Raw genomic sequence first — 19,238 nt, forward strand, 5'->3', positions numbered from 1 at the left:
GGCCTCCACCTTTTTTGTATCAGAAAGATGGAAGGAATCGTAAGACAGGAAAGAAAAAGCAGATCACAGAAGCTATCTGTAATCTGCAGCATATGCGTATTGAAAATGTTAATCAGTTTTCATTCTATGCATCCAGCACACACCCGCCATTGGTTGCAATCACATTTTGATACCAGTAAAAGGAATCTTTCAGGTATCTCTTCATGGGTGGATGGGCTGGTTTTTCATCATCCTCAACGCGATCGACCGAGATAAAGCCATACCGTTTGGAAATAACCTTTCTGGGTTGATACACGATCAATGGCAGCCCAGGGACAATATCCAAAGATCTCTGCGCCCTCTTCCATGCCTACGGCCATCTGATAGATCGTATCCTGCAGATGCTCAATCTGGTAATCATCATGAACCGTTCATCACTGTTCAGTATATCCGGACGGCCATAGCCATTTTCCGTAATGATCAGCGGCAGATGATAGCGCTCACTCAGTCTTCTTGCAGTCACTCTGATGCAGTATCTTTCTCTTTCAGCGCGAAAAATCTTCTTTCTCAAGCGGCATATATTCGGTTACATAAAAAGCCCTTTGTTTCCAAAGAGCTTTTTGTAAAGAAGTTTTCGCTATGCTTCCTCATCGCCAAAGGCCATCAGATCCTGCAGCGGGATATGCCTGCGGATCCACCTGGAGACATTGACATCCCCGGCATAGACCTGATCAATCATCGAACCATTAAGAGTAAGTGCTGGCCGATCATCATAGCGTATCGTCAGTGTCCAGTTCCCTGTGTCGCAGGCACAAAGATCTGATGGATGTCTGCTGTATTCTGCAAGGTAAGCAAACAAAGTGCTGACACGATCTTCTGCAATCTTTGCATACTCCCTTTTTAACAGGATATGGCCGGATGACAGGGAAAAGCCGAATCTGCTCAGCCAGACTCTGCCGGAAGAGGAAACTGTCAGATGCTGCTCGATTTCCTGATTTTCCTGTGGCATGAGGAATGTGCTTTCCTCTGACTTGATCTGAATACTTTTGATCATCGTTTCTGGTCACCTGGCTTCGCTGACTCTTGCCAGCCACAAAGCGGCACTGGCATCGGATGGCATCCGCCAGTCGCCTCTTGGACTTAATGTCACTGAACCAACCTTTGGTCCATCTGGCAGGCAGCTGCGCTTGAACTGCTGCTGGAAGAAGCGCTTATAGAAGCGCTTGGCTGCGGTTTGAATCGCCGAAAGATCCAGTTCAGGATACGCACACATGGCAAAGGCAATCAACTTCTGGGGGTCCATGCCATAGCGCAGTGTATAGAACAGGAAGAAATCATTCAGATCATATTTGCCGATCTTTTCTTCTGTCTTCTGGGCAATCTTTCCGTTATCACTTGGTGTTAATTCCGGTGTGATCGGCGTATCGCAGATGCTGTAAAGCACATCAGCCAGTTCCTTGTTTCCGCACGTATCTGCATAGCTTCTGCAGATATACTGCACCAGTGTCTTAGGCACCGAAGTATTGACAGCATACATGGACATGTGATCGCCATTGTACGTGCACCATCCTAAGGCAAGCTCAGACAGATCACCGGTGCCTACCACAAGTCCGTTTTCCATGTTGGCCGCATCCATCAGGATATAGGTGCGCATGCGTGCCTGGGCATTTTCATAGGCCGTATCGCCATTACCCTGATATTGCAGAGAATGGCCGATATCCTTGAGATGGCTTTTGACACCGGCATTGATGGCAACTTCCCTGCTTTCATCTGCCAGCAGCTTCATCAGTGCTCTGGCATTGTTGTAAGTATGTGAGGTCGTATTGCCATGATTGGGCAGTGTGTAGGCAATGATATGAATGTCGGGGCACTTCTTCTTTGCCTCATGGCAGACAAGCAGTGCCAGCGTGGAATCCAGGCCGCCGGAAATACCGATGACAAGATTGTGAATGCCGGTATTTCTGACTCTTGTGGCCAGACCGGCTGCCTGAATGGCAAGAATCGATCTGCTTCTTTCGCCACGCTCCTTTGCATCTGAAGGTACAAAGGGACTGCGGCTGATGCCGTAGTGCTCCTTGTGCAATGCCTGGGCAAGTGCTGAAGAACTGATCTCTGCTTTCGCTGCCAACGGCTGTAAGGCAATCCTGACATGCCGGTATCCATCCTGCACAAAGCCAAATGTATTCTGATGCCTTCTGTTATAGGCTGTTTCATCCAGATCAATCACCGCTGTATTGATATTAGGCCTGGCCTGATCAAACTGTTCAGAGAGCAGTCTGCCATTTTCCACAATCAGACAATGACCGGAAAACACAAGATCCGTGCTGGATTCATCATTGCCGCTGGAGGCATAGGCATAGGTGCAATAGCAGGCAGCACTCTGCTGTGCGATCATCTGTCTGCGGTAATCTGCCTTCCCAATGATTTCATCCGATGCGGAAAGATTCAAAATGACATTGGCACCAGCCAGCACGGCGTGCGTGGATGGCTTGTCTGCCACCCAGAGATCCTCGCAGATCTCCATGCCGATGATGGCACCGGTATCATCATCTTCCCCCAGCACATCCCAGCCAAAAGGAATCTCCTGTCCATCGATCGTGATCACTGCATTCCGGATGTCTCTGCCAGAGGCAAACCAGCGGGATTCATAGAATTCGCTGTAGGTAGGAATATTGATCTTGGGGATGACGGCCTTGATTTCTCCATCCGCGCAAAGAGCAGCGCAGTTATACAGACAATTTCCAAAGGAGATGGGCAGTCCGACTGCAGCGGCACTGTGATCTCTGGTGCTTTTTGCAATCTGGCACAATCCTTCTTTTGCCTGCTGCAGAAGTGCATCAGAGCCAAACAGGTCCGCGCATGTGTACCCGGTAATGCAAAGCTCCGGGAACACGAGCAGACTGCAGTCAGATGCCTGGATCATTGCACAGATTTCTTCGGTATTGGCTTTGACATTGCCAACGCTGAGTTTCGGCACACATGTGCCAATTTTGATCATGTGATTCTGTATCATAAATAGTTCCTCAATCCATGCAGTTCTTCCGGCAGGATTCTGGTCAATTCATCTGCCTCATCATAGTGGCTGCCCGGTTCCTGCAGAATCAGAAACAGCTGGCGGGCTTTGGTGCTGGAAATATCCTTATACGCAGTATCCACCGTCACCACCTGAATGCCATCAGCCAGGGAAGAAAGATACGGATCGTTTTGAATCAGATTTCTGGCATCATCATGACTGCGTGACATGCACACAATGCCAAACTGATGCACAATCTCCGGTACATGTTTCCAGCCGGTCTGCAGTTCTTTCAGCTTGTCAGAGCCCATTAACAGATGGGCATGGTATCCCCGCTGGTCAAGTGAACAAAGCGTATCGTAAGTGCGGGGCTGATGGTCACAGGAAAGCTCCTCATCATCCACCATCATCCATGATCTGTTCTTTGCAATGGCGTGCAGCATATCCAGCCGCTGTTTGTTGGAAAAGGAAAAGCTTTTCTTCTGGACCGTGCGGACATAGCTGTCCTGGCTTGGCACAAAGATCACTTTTTCCAGATGGCACTTGTCCATTGCCTCCCTGGCAAGGTTGATGTGGGCGATGGTTGGCGGGTTAAAGGCGCCAAAGAATGCCAGCACTTCCATCAAAGTTCACCGCCGTGCAGCTTCTCATACATGTCAGATCTTACCTTGGCAACTTTCAGGGTCAGATCGACATAATGCTTATGCGGCATCTCAGGACGCAGCTCGGATTCCCAGACTCTGTTTTCCAGCTGCTCACGGATATAGCTCTTCTTCTGGGCAATGGTCGGCAGATCAATCGCCAGTTCACCATTGATGATATGCGGTACCAGAATTCTCTCGACATGGCATGGCGTAATAATCTTATGACGGTCAAGCTCATCCGGATCGAGGTTGATGACTTCCAGCGGCTTGCCTGCTTCAATCACCTCATCATCCATGGAGATGATATCGCACTGGCCCTTGCCCTCTTCATCAAATACACGCCAAGCCATCAGCTTGCCCGGGATAATGGCTTTGGAGGCAGAATCAGAGCACTTCATCTTAGGTGTATAGGTGCCATCTGCATTCTTGACAGCTACCAGCTTGTAGACACCGCCAAAGACCGGATCGGTGGATGATGTAATCAGATTTTCACCGACGCCATAGGAATCAAAGTGGGCATCTTCATACAGTTCCATATCGCTCATCTTCTTCTCATCCAGGGCATTGGAGGCAACCAGCTTGATGTATGGTTTGCCAGCCTTGTCCAGGGCCTTGCGCAGCTTCTTGTAGCCGCGGGCCAGGTCACCGGAGTCAATACGGGCACTCTTGACGCGCTTGTTAGGGTCATTTGGATATTTGCGGATCATCTCATCATCAATCTTGATCAGGTTCGGCAGGCCGGATTCAAAGATGGAATATGTATCCAGCAGCAGTGAAACATTCTCCGGGTATGTTTCGGCATATGCCTTGAATGCCTCATACTCAGATGGATAGAACTCGATGAAGGAATGGGCAATGGTACCTACAGCTTTGACATCCGGTCCATACTTCATCTCCGCGAGGCAGTTGGCTGTACCGACACAGCCGCCCAGAATGGCAGCATAGGCACCATCATTGCCGGCACTTTCACCCTGGGCACGTCTGGTACCGAATTCCATGACATTGCGGGATCTGTGCAGGTTGAGACCCGTGATTCTGGTTGCCTTGGTGGCAATCAGAGAGTGGAAGTTCATTGTCTGCAGCAGGTATGTTTCAATCAGGATGGCACCGGCCATGTCGCACTCGATGCGGACCATCGGCACCTGCGGATAGGCAACCGTGCCTTCCCGCAGCATATATACGCTGCCCTTCCAGCGGTATGTGCGCAGGTATTCACAGAATTCCTCACTCATACCCTTGGTGCGCAGCCACGTGATATCTTTTTCGGTAAAGTGATAGTTCAGCAGGAACTTGACAAGCTTATCCTGGCCGCAGCTGATCGAATAGCCAAGGTTATCCGGATTCTCCCGGAAGAACATGTCAAAGACCATGACGGTGTCCTTGAAGCCATGCAGGTACAGGCAGTTTGCCATCGTAAATTCATAAAAGTCAGTTACCATTGCCGGATTGTCATAATCTTCATCCGGTACATACGGTTCAACATGAATGCTCATTTCTCTTCTCCCTCATTGATCATCTGAATCTGACAGGATGCCATCGCATCCAGTGCACTTCTCTTCTTTTCAGGTGTCACCCCTGCAGTTGCATCAACCAGCACATACACCTCTTTCTGATACAGTGCTGTCTTGATCAGCATTGCATTGCTTAATACGCAGATATCTGTACACAGTCCGCACAGCGTTACATCTTCCGGCTGCTCTTTGGATAACAGCTCCATCAGTGTCAGGCTGCCAAAGGTCGGCTTTTCAATCACCTTTGCATGGCGTTTGTCCAGTGCTTCCTTTACTTCTTTGACAAGCTGCCAGCCATCGGTTTCCTTGATGCAGTGGGCAACCGGCAGATACTTTCCTTCCTGGCTGTGCAGGTAATTTTCATCATGGGTATCCAGCGTCGCAATCACAGTATCATACTTTGGATCGTTGATCGCTTTGACAACGGAAGGCACAATCTGCCGGGCCTCTTTGGTGCCAAGTGATCCATCCACGAAATCCTTCTGCATGTCGATCACAACAAGTACATGCTTCATAAGTTCTCCTTCAGGTAGGTGTACATGGGATTGAATGTATACAGCTCACACATTCTTCCATTCACCTTCTTTTTGCGGCCGGTGTCATTCAGCATCTTCCGGATATCCCGCCGGAAATTGCCGGTATCGGTCTTTTTGCCAATCATGGCTTCATAGGTTGTCTGCATTTCACGCAATGTGCATTCCTGCGGCAATAGATTAAACATGATGCCAGTCGAGGCAGCTCTGTGCTGCACCTGGTCCATTGCCATATTAATGACTTTGATATGGTCAAAGGCAAGTGCGCTGTTGGACTGTCCCAGCTTCCGGGAACGTGTTTCCACATAGTTGTGCATCGCCTTGTCCTTGATCTCATAGCGCATCACAATCTGACGGTCTTCCTGGGACAATGTCAGAATACTGGTGCGGCCGCCATCAGACAGATCCTGGATAGTCTTACTGATATCAAACCAGGCCATCTGTTCACTGTTATCCTCAGGACTGTTTTTTCTGAGATTTTCCTGCGGCGTCAAAGACAGATAGGCCGTTGTCATGATGCGCTGATCATGGCCATGCCTGGATGCATTGCCCAGTGTATACAGCTGGCGGAAATATGCATATCTGGAAATATGCGTCTGTGCCCGCAGCGCGCGCACCACAGCATCATCCATGTCTTCATCCATCGCGACTCTGCCTTCCGGCAGTGCCCAATCACCTTTGCAGGGGTCTTTCGTCCTTCTGACAAGCAGAATCTTCAGACTGCCCTGGGCAACGGTCATCAGGATCATTGCCACATTGATAGCAGGCACATAGTCAGATGCACATTGTGTCTGACCAAGTTTTTCCACAATACCTCCTTGTAGTCATTTTGACTATTCCATCGTATCCATTGCACATACGGTTGTCAATGTTTGCATACGTAAAAAACAAGTAAGCATCACTGCTTACTTGCGCTTCATACGGGTATATTTTCTGGCCAGATTGACCTGCAGGAACTTTTTGACCTGCTCTTTATTAGCAGGATCATAGTCAATTTCAATCGTACTGTACTTATCGGGCTTCTTTGGATTCGTGGATTCGATCGTATAATAGACTTCATAGCGCTTCTTGGTATCTTCATAGTCCCAGGCCCGCACCAGCTGCCATGGAATGAGCTTGCCATTGTGCACCAGGCCATTTTCGCCCATGCCATCACGGACAACCATATAGCCTGAGCATGCCAGCACCATGGCGAAGACACGCAGATAATCAAGTATTGTATTATTGGTTGAAAACAGAGATACCAGTGCGAGAATCTCGATCATACCAAAGCCGATCCGGATGCCATTCCACATTTTGTCCTGAACAATCACCTGTTTCCGGATCCTGGAATAGCGGACCAGCATGGCAATGCCAAGACCGCCGAAACCGACAATGAAAATAATGTTTAATACGTTTCCCATAAAAGACTCCTTTAATACGTGGAACATTATACCATTTCATGCTTGTCTTACGCACTGTCCCATACTAAAATCTCATCCATGAATCAAATACGTCTTGTCGCACTGGATCTTGACGGTACCCTGCTGTCTTTATCCGGTCATATATCCAAGCAAGGAAAAGAAGTACTGGGCAGACTTCATGATCAGGGCACTGCCATCATGATCTGCTCAGGACGGCCATTATATTCGATACAGCGCATCATGGAAGGCATCCCGTTTGACTATGCCGGCTGTCTCAATGGTCAGATCACCTGCACATCAGACGGCACCATCCTGCAGCAGCTGCCTGATCTTGACCATCAGGAAACATCCCATCTGTTTGCCTTGATGAAGCACTATCCGATGGTATGTTCTTTCTCAAAGGGCGAAGAATTCCTGCACACATGTCCAACCTGGTTTCTGCCGTTTGGCAGGCTGTATCAGGGACTTTACTGGCTGTATCACAAGATCACGCACAAGCCGCACTATCCCCATCATCTGCAGCGGTTGAAAGACATTGCCCCGGACCATATCAACAAGCTCTGCTTTGCGTCTTTTCCATGGATTCTCAAAGCCTTTGCCAGACATCTGGATCCCAAAACCTATGCAATCTATTTTGTCAATGCGACCTGGCTGGAAATCCAGCCAAATGGTGTTTCCAAGGGAGCGGCTATTACAGCAGTGCAGAAATACATGCACATATCCAAAGAAGCGATTGTGGCAATCGGTGATGGTGAAAATGATATTGGGATGCTGCAGGAGGCCGGGATTGGAGTTGCTATGGGCAATGCCATGCCAAAAGTAAAACAGCAGGCGGATCAGCTTGCCCCCAGCTGCCATGAAGATGGCGCGGTGGTATGGCTGAAGGAAAACCTGCTGTAAGAATCAGATGTCAAGATCCAGCGTGATCCGGAACGTATAGTCCGGAAATGCATTCTCGACATCTTTTTTCATGTGTTCGTACAATGCCTGTCGGTCAGGTACATTCCAGTTGAGAATCATATCGAAGCTGCAGTACTTCTTTTGCTCATCGACATAGAAGCCATGCATCTGCATGAAGCCTTCATGATCAGAAAGAATCTGCTGCACCTGCTGTCTCATCTTGGCAGCCGCATCATCCTTGGTATTGCATGAATAGATGCCGACGCCTACCAGCAATACGCCGAATTTCTGATACACGGCATCGGTAATCTTTCTGGTCAGGCTGTCAATCTGTTCCGCATTCATCGTATCCGGAATGGAAATGTGAATGGATCCAACAAAGTGGGATGGACCATAGTTATGCAGAATCAGATCATGCGCACCATGAATGGCCGGATCCAGTGTTCTGACATACTGCTTGATGGCATGTGCCATGTTCTTGTCGATGCTCATGCCAAGGATGTCATCCAGTGTTCCCTGCAGCATCTCCAGACCGCTCTTGATGATCAAGATGGCAATGGCGGCACCAACCCATGCTTCAATGGCGATATGGGTGGTGACATACAGCAGTGCACTGATCAAAACAGACAGAGATACAAGGGCATCAAAGGATGCATCGGATCCCGAAGCGACAAGCGCTGCGCTGTCCGCCTTTTTCCCCTGCGCGCTGACATAGCGGCCCAGCAGGAATTTGACAATGACGGCGGCACCGATGATGATCAGTGAGACAAGTGAATAATCCACGGCATCTGGATGAATGATCTTCTTGATGGATTCGATCAGTGAGGTAATGCCGGCATACAGTACCAGGGCAGATACAATGAGTGCAGAAAGATATTCTACACGTCCATATCCCATGGGATGCTTCGCATCTGGTTTTTTGGCGGCCAGCCGGATGCCGATGATGGTGATAATGGAACTCAGGGCATCCGAAAGGTTATTGATGGCATCCAGGATGACAGCAATGGATCCTGACACAAAGCCAACGGCCATCTTGAAGCCAACCAGGAACAGATTGGCAATGATGCCGGTCAATGAAGTATGGATGATGACTTTTTCTCTTGTTTTTTCATCTGACATAAACGTTTCCCCTTTCCCTTTTCATCTCCCCATTCTAGCGCATTTCTGGTTTCAAGCAAACAAAAAGGACTGCATGCATTCATGCAATCCCTTCATTTTGTCAATGAACCGAAACCAGATACTTGCTGTCGTCTGCATCGACCTTGATGGTCTTGCCGGCAATATCCGGATTGGCCAGGACGACCTTTGCGACTTCCGTCTCAATTTCACGCTGGATATGACGGCGCATCGGACGGGCACCAAACTGTGGATCGACACCACAGGCAACGATTCTGTCCTTTGCCTTGTCGGTTACTTCCAGGTGAATGTCCTTCTGGGCAAGACGAGTGGCGAGAATGCCAAGGAACTTGTCGGCAATCTGCTTCTGCACGTCCTTGCCGAGGGCATTGAAGACGATGATCTCATCAATACGGTTGATCAGTTCCGGCTTAAAGAACTTGTGAACCGCATTGAGATAATGTTCCTTGCGTGCCTCTGGATCTGATTCAAATGCATACTCAGCACCAAGGTTGGAAGTCATGATGATGATCGTGTTCTTGAAGTCCACAACCACCCCCTTGGAATCGGTCAGTCTGCCTTCATCCAGAATCTGCAGCAGGATGTTGAATACATCCGGATGTGCCTTTTCAATCTCATCCAGCAATACAATGCTGTAAGGATTGCGGCGCACTGCCTCGGTCAGCTGGCCGCCTTCATCATAGCCGACATATCCCGGAGGCGCACCGATTAATCTGGATACACTGAATTTCTCCATGTATTCGGACATATCGATACGGACAATCTTGCTTTCATCATCAAACAGCTGCTCGGCAAGTGCCTTGGCAACCTCTGTCTTACCAACACCGGTAGGGCCAAGGAACAGGAAGGAACCAAGCGGTCTGTTTTCATCCTGAATGCCTGCCTTGGAACGCATGATGGCATCTGATACAAGGGTCAGAGCTTCATCCTGACCCATGACTCTTTTACGCAAAGCATCCGGCAGATGCAGGATCTTCTCGCGCTCGGTAGACTGCAGCCGGGAAACATCGATGTGTGTCCAGCGGGAAACGATCTTGGCAATCATATTCTGATCGACAACCTGCTGCAGCATCTTGGAACCATCGTTCTTCTCGGCATCCGCAATCTTCTTCTGCAGAGAAGGAATTGTACCATACTGCAGCTTGGCAGCTGTATCATAGTCGGCATTGTTCTGTGCCTGCTCGAGATCCAGCTTTGCTCTTTCCAGCTGCTCCTTGGCATCCTTGACGGCATCCATCTGCTTCTTCTCAGACTTCCACTGGCTTGTGCCGGCTTCCATCTTCTCATTCAGATCGGCAAGTTCCTTGTCAATCTGGGCAAGACGCTCCTTTGCCTTCGGATCGGTTTCATTCTTCAAAGAAGTCTGTTCGATCTGCAGAGTCATGATCTTGCGGTGCAGCTCATCCAGTTCCACCGGCATGGAATCCATCTCCGTACGGATGCAGGCACATGCCTCATCCACCAGGTCAATAGCCTTATCCGGCAGGAAGCGATCCGTGATGTAGCGGTCAGAAAGCTTGGCCGCTGCAACCAGAGCCTCATCCTTGATCTGTACGCCGTGATAAGACTCAAAGCGGTCCTTCAGACCACGCAGAATCGCGATGGTATCCTCAACGGTAGGCTCAGATACCTGAATCTTCTGGAATCTTCTTTCCAGTGCCTTATCCTTTTCGATGTACTTGCGGTACTCATCATAGGTTGTGGCACCAATGCACTTCAGCTCGCCTCTTGCCAGCATCGGCTTTAACAGGTTGGCCGCATCCATGGAGCCTTCGGTCTTGCCGGCACCAACAAGGTTATGAATCTCATCGATGAACAGGATGATGTTGCCGTTAGCCTTCTGCACAGCCTTGAGAACGCCCTTGAGACGCTCCTCGAATTCGCCTCTGTACTTGGCACCGGCAATCAGGGCACCCATGTCCAGTTCAATCAGCTGCTTGTTGCGTAATCCCAGCGGGACATCGCCGCGCATGATCCGCCATGCAAGACCTTCTACAATCGCAGTCTTACCAACACCAGGCTCACCGATCAGAATCGGGTTGTTCTTGGTTTTGCGGGAAAGTATTTCAATGACCCGGCGGATTTCGTCATCTCTGCCAATGACAGGATCAATCTTGCCGTCACGGACATCCTGGACCAGGTCATGGCCGTATTTCTTCAAAGCATCCAGCTGTGCTTCATTTGATTTGTCATCCATCTTGACGCCTCCTCTGCGGTCCTCTTCGGCTTTCTCGATCTGTGAGACCGTGAAGCCGAACTGCCGCATCAGCTGTTTGGCAATCGGGGCACTGGACTGGAAGATACCAATCAGCAGTGCTGTCTCGCTCATGTAAGTATCGCCCTCCTGCTTCATCCAGGCATTGGCTTTGGCATCCGCTTCTGCCAGATACCTGCTCAAAGAGGGCTGCGTTCCTTCCGCACTTGGAAGGTGTGAGATTTCATCATTGACTCTTTCCAGCATCTTAGTCTTGTCAACGCCAAGACGCTCAAAGATGCCATCCAGACCATTGTCTGACAGCATCGCTGCCAGGACATGCTCACAGCACAGTTCACTGTTATTCTTCTGCTGAGCCAGTGTAACCGCATTGGAAATAATAGTCTGCAGCTGTTCTGTCATCTGATCGATATTCATATGCACTCACCTCCCTGCTAAATATTGAAGAGATGTTATAGATCAGGAGAAGTTCTTCTTGAACCGCTGCCACATGGTTTCACCCTGGCCGCTGTCCTGAATGTCTTTCAGTTCCTGATAGAGTTCTTTTTCGCGCTTTGTCAGCGTGCGGTCAATCTGTACTTTGACAGTGCAGATCTGATCGCCATTGCGTCCGGTGCGCAGATCCGGCACGCCTTCCCCACGCAGTCTCAGCTGGGCGCCATTCTGCGTGCCGGCCGGAATCTTCATGGTCACTTCACCACGGATGGTCGGTACATCCAGTGTGCAGCCCAGTGTGGCATCAACGGCACTGACCGGAATGTCCAGATAGATGGTCTTGCCATCACGGACAAACTTGTCATGCGGCAGTACATTGATCTCAATGTACAGGTCGCCATTCGGGCCGCCGTTGGTACCGCGCTCGCCCTTGCCGGCAATGCGCAGCTGCTGGCCGCTGTTGATGCCTGCAGGAATCTTGACATCAACAGATACACGCTTGTGAAGATAGCCGGCGCCATTGCACTTCGGGCAGTAGCGGCGGATCTTCTTGCCGGTGCCATGGCATTCCGGGCATTCGGATTCTGTCTGCATGATGCCCAGCATCGTTCTCTGCTGGGTAACCACACGGCCCAAGCCATGGCAGCGGGGACAGGTATCGATGTCGCTGGGACTGGCAGCGCCAGTGCCGCCGCAGGCATCACACTTTTCATCCACGGATATATTGATCGTCTCGGTCTTGCCAAAGCATGCGTCCATGAACGAAATGTTCATGCGCATGAACTTGTCTTCACCCTTGCGCGGTCCCTGGGAGGCACGTCTTGAGGATGAGAAGCCGGAGCCCATGCCGCCGCCAAAGAAGCTGGAGAAGATATCGTTGAGGTCATCAAAGGAGCCGCTGCTGAAACCGCCCATGTTGCCAAAACCACCGCCTGCTGCGGCCTGCGGGTCTACACCTGCAAAGCCGAACTGGTCATACTTGGCACGCTTGTCGGCATCGCCGAGCACCTCATATGCTTCATTGACTTCCTTGAACTTCTCTGCGGCATCCGGTGCCTTGTTCAGATCCGGATGATATTTCTTGGCGAGCTTACGATAAGCGCTCTTGATCTCGTCTGCACTTGCATTCCTGGAGACGCCAAGTACATCGTAATAATCTCTCTTCTCAGCCATTAAACCAGCCTCCTTATATTCCTTTCATGCAACAGGATGCGGAGCGTATGCTGCCCCGCATCCTGTTTGCGTGTTTATCTTTTAGCTTACTTCTTTTCCTTGAAATCGGCATCCACAACATCATCATTGTTGTGATTGTCATTGTTGCTGCCGGCATTGCCGCTGGTCTGCTGGCCAGCCTGTGCATTACCCTGCTGCTGATACATAGCCTGGGCCATGTCGTTGGCTGCCTTTTCCAGAGCATCCAGCTTCGTCTTCAGGGTATCCATATCGTTCTTATCGATGGCTGCCTGCAGTTCATCTCTCAGCTTCTTGACTTCAGCCTTCTGTGCTTCCGTCACATTCGGATTGTTAGCCTTGAGGGTCTCATCAATCTGGCTGATGTAAGCTTCAGCCTTGTTCTTGGTTTCGATGTCAGCCTTACGCTTGTCATCTTCAGCCTTATGAGCCTCAGCATCCTTGACCATTCTGTCGATCTCTTCATCAGACAGACCGGAAGAGTTCTGGATGGTGATGGACTGCTTCTTGCCAGTAGCCTTATCTACAGCAGAGACATTGACGATACCGTTGACATCGATATCGAAGGTAACTTCAATCTGCGGAACGCCTCTTCTTGCCGGTGCGATACCGGACAGCTGGAAGTTGCCCAGTGTCTTGTTATCAGCTGCCATCGGACGCTCACCCTGCAGCACGTGGATATCTACAGCAGGCTGGTTATCAGCAGCGGTAGAGAAGATCTGGCTCTTGGATGTCGGGATGGTTGTGTTGCGCGGAATCAGTACGGTCATCACGCCGCCGAGTGTTTCAATACCAAGTGACAGCGGTGTGACATCCAGCAGCAATACATCCTTTGTATCACCGGAAATGACAGAACCCTGAATGGCAGCACCAATGGCGACGCACTCATCCGGGTTAACGGACTTGTTAGGCTCTTTGCCAAGCTCTCTCTTGACAGCAGCCTGGACAGCCGGGATTCTTGTGGAGCCACCAACCAGCAGAACCTCATCGAGGTCGCCTGCGGACAGCTTTGCATCAGACAGTGCCTGACGAACCGGTCCCATGGTTCTTTCAACCAGGTCTCTGGTCATATCATCAAACTGTGCACGTGTCAGCGTCGCTTCCAGATGCAGCGGGCCTTCCGGACCGGCACTGATAAACGGCAGGGAAATCTGTGTCTGGACCATGCCGGACAGATCCTTCTTAGCCTTTTCAGCAGCTTCCTTCAGTCTCTGCAGAGCCATCTTGTCGGCCTTGAGATCGATGTTGTGCTCCTTCTTGAAGTTGTCAGCCAGCCAGTCAATGATCTTGTTATCGAAGTCATCGCCTCCCAGATGGGTATCACCAGCTGTGGCAAGTACTTCGTATGTGCCATCGGCAATATCCAGGATGGAAACATCGAAGGTGCCGCCGCCAAGGTCATACACAAGGACTTTCTTTTCTTTGGATGTATCTTTGCCTAGTCCGAATGCCAGAGCAGATGCAGTCGGCTCATTGATGATACGCTTGACATCAAGGCCAGCGATCTTGCCGGCATCCTTGGTTGCCTGACGCTGGGCATCATTGAAATATGCAGGTACGGTGATGACAGCTTCTGTCACCTTCTCACCCAGGTAACCTTCCGCATAATCCTTCAGATAGCTCAGGATCATTGCGGAGATTTCCTGCGGTGTGTACTTCTTGCCTTCCAGCTCAACGGTCTCATTTGTGCCCATCTTTCTCTTGATGGAGTAAACCGTGTTCTTGTTGGTGATCATCTGTCTCTTGGCAGCATCACCAACAATGATTTCACCATTCTTGAATGCGACCACGGACGGTGTTGTTCTATTGCCTTCCGGGTTTGTAATAACTTTCGGCTCTTTGCCTTCCATGACAGCTACGCAGCTGTTCGTTGTACCCAAATCAATACCAATGATCTTGCTCATATTTCTCCTCCTAATGATCAGTTACTCACTGACCTTCACCATCGCTGCTCTCAGCAGCCGATCCTTCAGTTTGTATCCCTTTTGCAACACTTCGACAACCATGCCAGGTTCAACGCCATCGACATGTTCGCTCATGATCGCCTGATGCCAGTTGGCATCAAACGGTTGATTCAGACACGCGATCTCACTGACTCCCTCAGCTGCAAGTGCCGCGGCAAGTTTGTCATGGATCATCTGCACACCCTTGCGGTATGCTTCATCTTTGGTTTCCTGCGCCAGGGCACGCTCACAGTCATCCAGCACCGGTAATACCTGCAATGCAAAATCCTGAATCTTGTACTTGCTGAGCTGTTCAAATTCCTTGTTCAGCCGCTTGCGGGTATTTTCCGTATCTGCATATGCTTTTGCATACGCATTCTTGAGCTGGGCAACCTGCGTCTCAAGCTCGGCATTCTTTTTCTTCAGCTCTTCAATCTCCTTGTTCTTGTGATCAAAGATTGATTTGCTTTCCGTCTTTTTCTCTTCCTTCTTACCGGTTTCCGGTTTATGCTCGTTCTTCTCTTTTTCAGGCTTCTTTACTTCTTCCTGAGAAGAATGCTTTTCGTTCTTTACTTCTTCACTCATTTTTGATGACTGCTGCCTCCTTCATCTGAATCGTCATACATCTTTTCTATCAGCTTGGCTGCATACTGAATCATGGCCACAACCTTGTCATAATTCATCCGGCTCGGTCCCACGACCACCAGCCTGCCATGCTCACCGTCATGTACCTTGAATGGACTGGAAACCACGGCAACATCATCGATCCATGTCAGATGGGCGCCCTGCTGGGTAGTAACGGCAACGGCGTTTTTCTCATGGGGAAGCTGCCGCCAGGCATCTGAGGAAGAATCCTCAAGAAGGCCCATCAGCTTCTTCAGCTTGTCGATATCTTCGAACTCCGGCTGATACAGGATCCGGTCTTTGCCGCTGAAGTAGACGTTGTCACTGGCGAACTTCACAAATGCCTTGACGAATGCTGCGAACAGAATATCGTGCTTCTGGACATTGGAATTCAGCTCCGGTCTGACTTCCTTCATCCGCTCAGGAAGCTCATCGATCGGCACCCCGTGCAGTTCCCTGTTCAGGATGTCGGTGCAGCTTTCCATATCGGAGAATGGAATGTCATCGTCGAAGTGGAAATTCTTTGTCTCGGTATGGCCTGTGTTGGTAATGAATACTCCGACGCAGTTGCGCGGATCCACCTGGAACAGCTTGATATGTTCAAGCTGCTGTTCCGAGGAATCCGGGCCAATGGCACCGGCGGTCATATTGGTCATCTCGGACAGGATCCGGCATGACTGATGTACTGCTTCTTCGATGTTCATATTGGAGACATCGAAGGCACTGCTGATGGCAACTTCCATCTTCTTGTCCATCTGGGCTTCGTTGAGCAGATTCTCACAGTAGAACTTGTAGCCAAGCGTACTGGGGATTCTTCCGGAAGAAGTATGGGTCTTTTCCAGATACCCCATCTCTTCCAGAGCCTGCATATCATTGCGAATCGTCGCTGATGAATACGAGAGATGATACTTCTGCTGCAGCGCCTTGGAACCAACTGGCTCAGCTGTCTTGATATATTCATCTACAATCGCTTTGAATATTTCAATTCTTCTTGGCGTCAGCACCTTGCATCCCTCCTTTAGCACTCTTTCCTGTTGCCTGCTAGTATGGTACATCCACCTGTTAGCACTGTCAAGGATAAAGTGCTAATTCTTTCCAGTTTTTCATTTTTCTTCCTTGTATATGAAAAGCAGGACCGGAATCCCTTCATTCCTGTCCTGCCTGTTCACTGCGTTCTTCTGGATGGCTCTGCTCAAACCGGTAATATGTGATCTTCATGATCCCATATACTTTTTCTTTCTGATACTGCAGCGGTCCAAACGCCTGCGTATAGTTTTCTTCTTTCTTTGCCTCGATAACCACCCTGGCGCCATTCTTCAGCATCCCATGTTCAGCAAGGTACGTCATGACTTCCTCATTGTGCTGTTTTTCATAGGGCGGATCCAGATAGACAAGATCAAACTGCATGCCCTCTTTTGCCAGCAGGGAAAGTGCCTTGCGGTCATTCATGGCAAGAAGTCTTGTCTGTTTCTGACAGCCAAGCAAGGCAATGTTCTTTCTGATGATTTCTGCTGCCGCATGGCTCTGGTCCACCAGGACTGCCTGGTTCATACCTCTGGAAACTGCCTCCAGACCGATGGCACCGCTGCCTGCGTATAAATCAAGCATCGTGCCGCCGTCAAACATGCCGCCAAGCGCTGAAAAGACAGCTTCCTTGACTTTATCAAGGGTTGGCCGGGTCGCCTGTCCTTTTAATGTCTCCAGGCGGCGGCTGGCATAGGTGCCGGCAATGATTCTCATTGCAGATCACCTCTGCGGTAGGATGCGATGACTGATTGAGAAAGGCCGATGGAAAGCATGAAGGACATTGCGGAGGAGCCGCCGGCAGACACCAGCGGCAACGGAATGCCTGTCAAAGGAATCAAACCGGAAACACCGCCGACATTCAGGAATATATGCAGCATGAAATACATGGCTGTGCCCACTAAGACAATGCGGCCGGCTTCGGACTTCATCTGTTTGGCATACCAGAGCAGACGGTAAATGATGATGGCATAAATTGCCATCAGAATAACAAAGCCGGCAAAGCCAAGCTCCTCAACAATAATACCGAGGATATAGTCGTTATTGGCTTCCGGAAAGTTCATGTATTTGCGCACAGAACGGCCAAGCCCCCTGCCAAACAGGCCGCCGCCTGACATGGCAACCAGTGACTGAATGAGCTGATAGCCGCTGCCATAGACATCCGCAAACGGATTGATGGCAGACAGGAACCGATTTTTCTGATAGGTCTTAAACGGCAGTGCTTCCACCAGATGTTCTCCCTGGGGAGAAAGGACAAAAACAGCCAGAACAATAAGACCATAGAAGAGCCCGCGCAGAATATTTTGTGCTTTTTTCAGCTTTGGATTGCGGGGAATCAGGAAGCAGATGCAGAAGATCATGAACTGCACGGACATGGTGCCGAAGTCTTTCTGAATAATAAGGATAATGAAGCTCATGATGAAGCAGATGATCACCGGCCTTTTGACCAGTTCCCAGAATTTTTCATTCCGGGTACGCCGGTCACCCAGATGTCCTGCGACAACAAGGAAAGTTGCGATCTTGGCAAATTCGGATGGCTGAATGGTAATGCCGACGCCCGGGATACGGATCCAGGCATAGGAGCCGTTGGCACCTGTAAAAGCACGGGTAGACAGCAGCAGAATATACAGCGTGATGATGCATACGGAAAAGCCGTTGCCATGGAGCTGGGAAAGGCGGAAATTCCGTGAGGCAAATGCCATCAGAAAGTACCCCATCATCACAAAGATGAGCTGCTTGGCAATGGTGAGCATCAATGTCTTGGGTGCTCCAACGGTTTCACCCATTGTGGCACTGCCGATCATGACAACGCCGAAAAAGGCCAGCAGCATTAATGTGACATGGATGACGGGGTCATGCCCTTTTGCCATCCGGAATGGATTGCTCAGCCGCTTTGTCTTGTGGATATCCTGTGTCTGTACTGTCATGGATACGATTTTAGCATATTTTGTCCCTTTCGAAAAAAAAGCCGGATGGTTAAGCGGTTTCAGCACTGCTTTCAGCTTTACAAGAAGGCTTTGGTTCACTATCATAACAACCGAGGTAAACAAGATGCTTATTAATAATGATACGATCATCAAGGATGACAATCCTTTGATCCGCCAGAAGAGTGAGCCTGTAGAGCTGCCTCTTTCTGATGAGAACAAAGCGATTCTGCGCGACATGCTCAAGTATGTCGAAGATTCTACCAATGAAGAACTGGCTGAAAAGGAAAACCTGCGGCCGGCGGTTGGCATTTCCGCGATTCAGATCGGTATTCCCCGCCAGTTAACAGCGGTGGTTGTGCCGGATGTTGACAAAGATGGCAATGAGATCCAGTGGAAATTCATGCTGGCCAATCCAAAGATTGTTTCTTCCAGTGTGCAGCAGGCTTTCCTGCGCTCAGGTGAAGGCTGCCTTTCCGTTGAGAAGGAACATGATGGTTTTGTCTACCGCAGTGCCAGATGCACCATTGAGGCATATGACCTGTACAGTGAGAAGAATATCCGCATCCGGGTCAGAGGCTATCTTGCCATCGTTCTCCAGCATGAAATTGATCATTTCAGCGGTATTCTCTTCTATGACAAGATCGACAAGAAGAATCCGTTCCATCGCATTGAAGATGCCATTGCGATCTGACAATTCTGCAGTTTTATCAATATCAATCGTGCTATAATGCAGACAGAGAGTTATTTGTCTGCCATCAT

At 49.7% G+C, this 19,238-nt stretch carries 19 protein-coding genes; 2 read left to right on the top strand and 17 right to left on the bottom strand.

The features are described 5' to 3' along the window. Positions 1-124 precede the first annotated feature (124 nt). From MOZ60_RS04320 to MOZ60_RS04360, 9 genes are all read right to left on the bottom strand, one after another. A complete protein-coding gene (locus MOZ60_RS04320; RefSeq protein WP_370595778.1) occupies positions 125-325 on the bottom strand; it encodes a family 1 glycosylhydrolase in 201 nt (66 codons plus the stop codon). Positions 326-349: 24 nt separating this feature from the next. After that, positions 350-550 (bottom strand): hypothetical protein, encoded by a 201-nt coding sequence (locus tag MOZ60_RS04325; protein WP_370595779.1) that lies wholly within the window; start codon positions 548-550, stop codon positions 350-352. Positions 551-616: 66 nt separating this feature from the next. Then, on the bottom strand, positions 617-1,033 hold the full coding sequence (locus MOZ60_RS04330; RefSeq protein ID WP_370595780.1) for a hypothetical protein: 417 nt from the start codon (positions 1,031-1,033) through the stop codon (positions 617-619). 9 nt (positions 1,034-1,042) lie between these two features. Continuing rightward, positions 1,043-2,992 (bottom strand): NAD(+) synthase, encoded by a 1,950-nt coding sequence (locus MOZ60_RS04335; RefSeq protein WP_370595781.1) that lies wholly within the window; start codon positions 2,990-2,992, stop codon positions 1,043-1,045. Next, positions 2,989-3,615 (bottom strand): nicotinate (nicotinamide) nucleotide adenylyltransferase, encoded by a 627-nt coding sequence (nadD, locus tag MOZ60_RS04340; RefSeq protein WP_277007357.1) that lies wholly within the window; start codon positions 3,613-3,615, stop codon positions 2,989-2,991. The genes MOZ60_RS04335 and nadD overlap by 4 nt, the downstream gene beginning before the upstream one ends. After that, complete coding sequence (locus MOZ60_RS04345) at positions 3,615-5,129, bottom strand: nicotinate phosphoribosyltransferase (RefSeq protein WP_370595782.1); 1,515 nt, start codon at positions 5,127-5,129, stop codon at positions 3,615-3,617. The genes nadD and MOZ60_RS04345 overlap by 1 nt, the downstream gene beginning before the upstream one ends. Further along, the gene (locus MOZ60_RS04350; RefSeq protein WP_370595783.1) at positions 5,126-5,662 is read right to left on the bottom strand and encodes a cysteine hydrolase family protein; all 537 of its coding nucleotides are present in this window, start codon (positions 5,660-5,662) and stop codon (positions 5,126-5,128) included. The genes MOZ60_RS04345 and MOZ60_RS04350 overlap by 4 nt, the downstream gene beginning before the upstream one ends. Continuing rightward, on the bottom strand, positions 5,659-6,489 hold the full coding sequence (locus tag MOZ60_RS04355; protein WP_277007362.1) for an NUDIX hydrolase: 831 nt from the start codon (positions 6,487-6,489) through the stop codon (positions 5,659-5,661). Before MOZ60_RS04355 ends, MOZ60_RS04350 begins: the two co-directional genes overlap by 4 nt. 96 nt (positions 6,490-6,585) lie before the next feature. After that, positions 6,586-7,083 (bottom strand): DUF5673 domain-containing protein, encoded by a 498-nt coding sequence (locus MOZ60_RS04360; RefSeq protein ID WP_108775844.1) that lies wholly within the window; start codon positions 7,081-7,083, stop codon positions 6,586-6,588. A gap of 78 nt (positions 7,084-7,161) precedes the next feature. Between MOZ60_RS04360 and MOZ60_RS04365 the strand changes: the two genes are divergently transcribed. Further along, positions 7,162-7,983 carry an HAD family hydrolase gene (locus tag MOZ60_RS04365; RefSeq protein WP_370595784.1) on the top strand — a complete coding sequence of 274 codons (822 nt, stop codon included), beginning with the start codon at positions 7,162-7,164 and terminating at the stop codon, positions 7,981-7,983. Between the two features lie 3 nt (positions 7,984-7,986). Here MOZ60_RS04365 and MOZ60_RS04370 read toward each other — a convergent pair whose 3' ends face one another. From MOZ60_RS04370 to MOZ60_RS04405, 8 genes are all read right to left on the bottom strand, one after another. Beyond that, positions 7,987-9,102, bottom strand: coding sequence for a cation diffusion facilitator family transporter (locus MOZ60_RS04370; RefSeq protein ID WP_108775846.1), 1,116 nt, complete (start codon positions 9,100-9,102; stop codon positions 7,987-7,989). Positions 9,103-9,202: 100 nt separating this feature from the next. Beyond that, positions 9,203-11,752: an ATP-dependent Clp protease ATP-binding subunit gene (locus MOZ60_RS04375; RefSeq protein WP_370595785.1), complete on the bottom strand. Its 2,550-nt coding sequence runs from the start codon at positions 11,750-11,752 to the stop codon at positions 9,203-9,205. 42 nt (positions 11,753-11,794) lie between these two features. Continuing rightward, positions 11,795-12,943 (bottom strand): molecular chaperone DnaJ, encoded by a 1,149-nt coding sequence (dnaJ, locus tag MOZ60_RS04380; protein WP_370595786.1) that lies wholly within the window; start codon positions 12,941-12,943, stop codon positions 11,795-11,797. 86 nt (positions 12,944-13,029) lie between these two features. After that, positions 13,030-14,865 (bottom strand): molecular chaperone DnaK, encoded by a 1,836-nt coding sequence (gene dnaK / locus MOZ60_RS04385; RefSeq protein ID WP_108775849.1) that lies wholly within the window; start codon positions 14,863-14,865, stop codon positions 13,030-13,032. Between the two features lie 21 nt (positions 14,866-14,886). Next, complete coding sequence (gene grpE, locus MOZ60_RS04390) at positions 14,887-15,489, bottom strand: nucleotide exchange factor GrpE (protein WP_277008790.1); 603 nt, start codon at positions 15,487-15,489, stop codon at positions 14,887-14,889. Continuing rightward, complete coding sequence (gene hrcA / locus MOZ60_RS04395; protein ID WP_370595787.1) at positions 15,486-16,532, bottom strand: heat-inducible transcriptional repressor HrcA; 1,047 nt, start codon at positions 16,530-16,532, stop codon at positions 15,486-15,488. The genes grpE and hrcA overlap by 4 nt, the downstream gene beginning before the upstream one ends. 142 nt (positions 16,533-16,674) lie before the next feature. Beyond that, a complete protein-coding gene (rsmD, locus tag MOZ60_RS04400) occupies positions 16,675-17,268 on the bottom strand; it encodes a 16S rRNA (guanine(966)-N(2))-methyltransferase RsmD (protein WP_370595788.1) in 594 nt (197 codons plus the stop codon). Further along, positions 17,265-18,479 carry an FtsW/RodA/SpoVE family cell cycle protein gene (locus MOZ60_RS04405; RefSeq protein WP_370595789.1) on the bottom strand — a complete coding sequence of 405 codons (1,215 nt, stop codon included), beginning with the start codon at positions 18,477-18,479 and terminating at the stop codon, positions 17,265-17,267. Before MOZ60_RS04405 ends, rsmD begins: the two co-directional genes overlap by 4 nt. 124 nt (positions 18,480-18,603) lie before the next feature. On the opposite strand from MOZ60_RS04405, the gene def reads away from it, so the two are divergent. Next, entirely contained in the window at positions 18,604-19,170 is a 567-nt protein-coding gene (def, locus tag MOZ60_RS04410; protein WP_108775925.1) for a peptide deformylase, read from the top strand. Positions 19,171-19,238 lie beyond the last annotated feature (68 nt).

Source organism: Grylomicrobium aquisgranense (assembly GCF_033971865.1).
Classification (GTDB): Bacteria; Bacillota_I; Bacilli_A; order Erysipelotrichales; family Erysipelotrichaceae; genus Bulleidia; species Bulleidia massiliensis.

Bases quoted from the DNA above. Each gene is read 5' to 3' on its own strand.
- MOZ60_RS04330 (WP_370595780.1), bottom strand. From the start codon at position 1,033: ATGATCAAAAGTATTCAGATCAAGTCAGAGGAAAGCACATTCCTCATG.
- MOZ60_RS04335 (WP_370595781.1), bottom strand. From the start codon at position 2,992: ATGATACAGAATCACATGATCAAAATTGGCACATGTGTGCCGAAACTC.
- nadD (WP_277007357.1), bottom strand. From the start codon at position 3,615: ATGGAAGTGCTGGCATTCTTTGGCGCCTTTAACCCGCCAACCATCGCC.
- MOZ60_RS04345 (WP_370595782.1), bottom strand. From the start codon at position 5,129: ATGAGCATTCATGTTGAACCGTATGTACCGGATGAAGATTATGACAAT.
- MOZ60_RS04350 (WP_370595783.1), bottom strand. From the start codon at position 5,662: ATGAAGCATGTACTTGTTGTGATCGACATGCAGAAGGATTTCGTGGAT.
- MOZ60_RS04360 (WP_108775844.1), bottom strand. From the start codon at position 7,083: ATGGGAAACGTATTAAACATTATTTTCATTGTCGGTTTCGGCGGTCTT.
- MOZ60_RS04365 (WP_370595784.1), top strand. From the start codon at position 7,162: ATGAATCAAATACGTCTTGTCGCACTGGATCTTGACGGTACCCTGCTG.
- MOZ60_RS04370 (WP_108775846.1), bottom strand. From the start codon at position 9,102: ATGTCAGATGAAAAAACAAGAGAAAAAGTCATCATCCATACTTCATTG.
- MOZ60_RS04375 (WP_370595785.1), bottom strand. From the start codon at position 11,752: ATGAATATCGATCAGATGACAGAACAGCTGCAGACTATTATTTCCAAT.
- dnaJ (WP_370595786.1), bottom strand. From the start codon at position 12,943: ATGGCTGAGAAGAGAGATTATTACGATGTACTTGGCGTCTCCAGGAAT.
- dnaK (WP_108775849.1), bottom strand. From the start codon at position 14,865: ATGAGCAAGATCATTGGTATTGATTTGGGTACAACGAACAGCTGCGTA.
- grpE (WP_277008790.1), bottom strand. From the start codon at position 15,489: ATGAGTGAAGAAGTAAAGAACGAAAAGCATTCTTCTCAGGAAGAAGTA.
- rsmD (WP_370595788.1), bottom strand. From the start codon at position 17,268: ATGAGAATCATTGCCGGCACCTATGCCAGCCGCCGCCTGGAGACATTA.
- MOZ60_RS04405 (WP_370595789.1), bottom strand. From the start codon at position 18,479: ATGACAGTACAGACACAGGATATCCACAAGACAAAGCGGCTGAGCAAT.
- def (WP_108775925.1), top strand. From the start codon at position 18,604: ATGCTTATTAATAATGATACGATCATCAAGGATGACAATCCTTTGATC.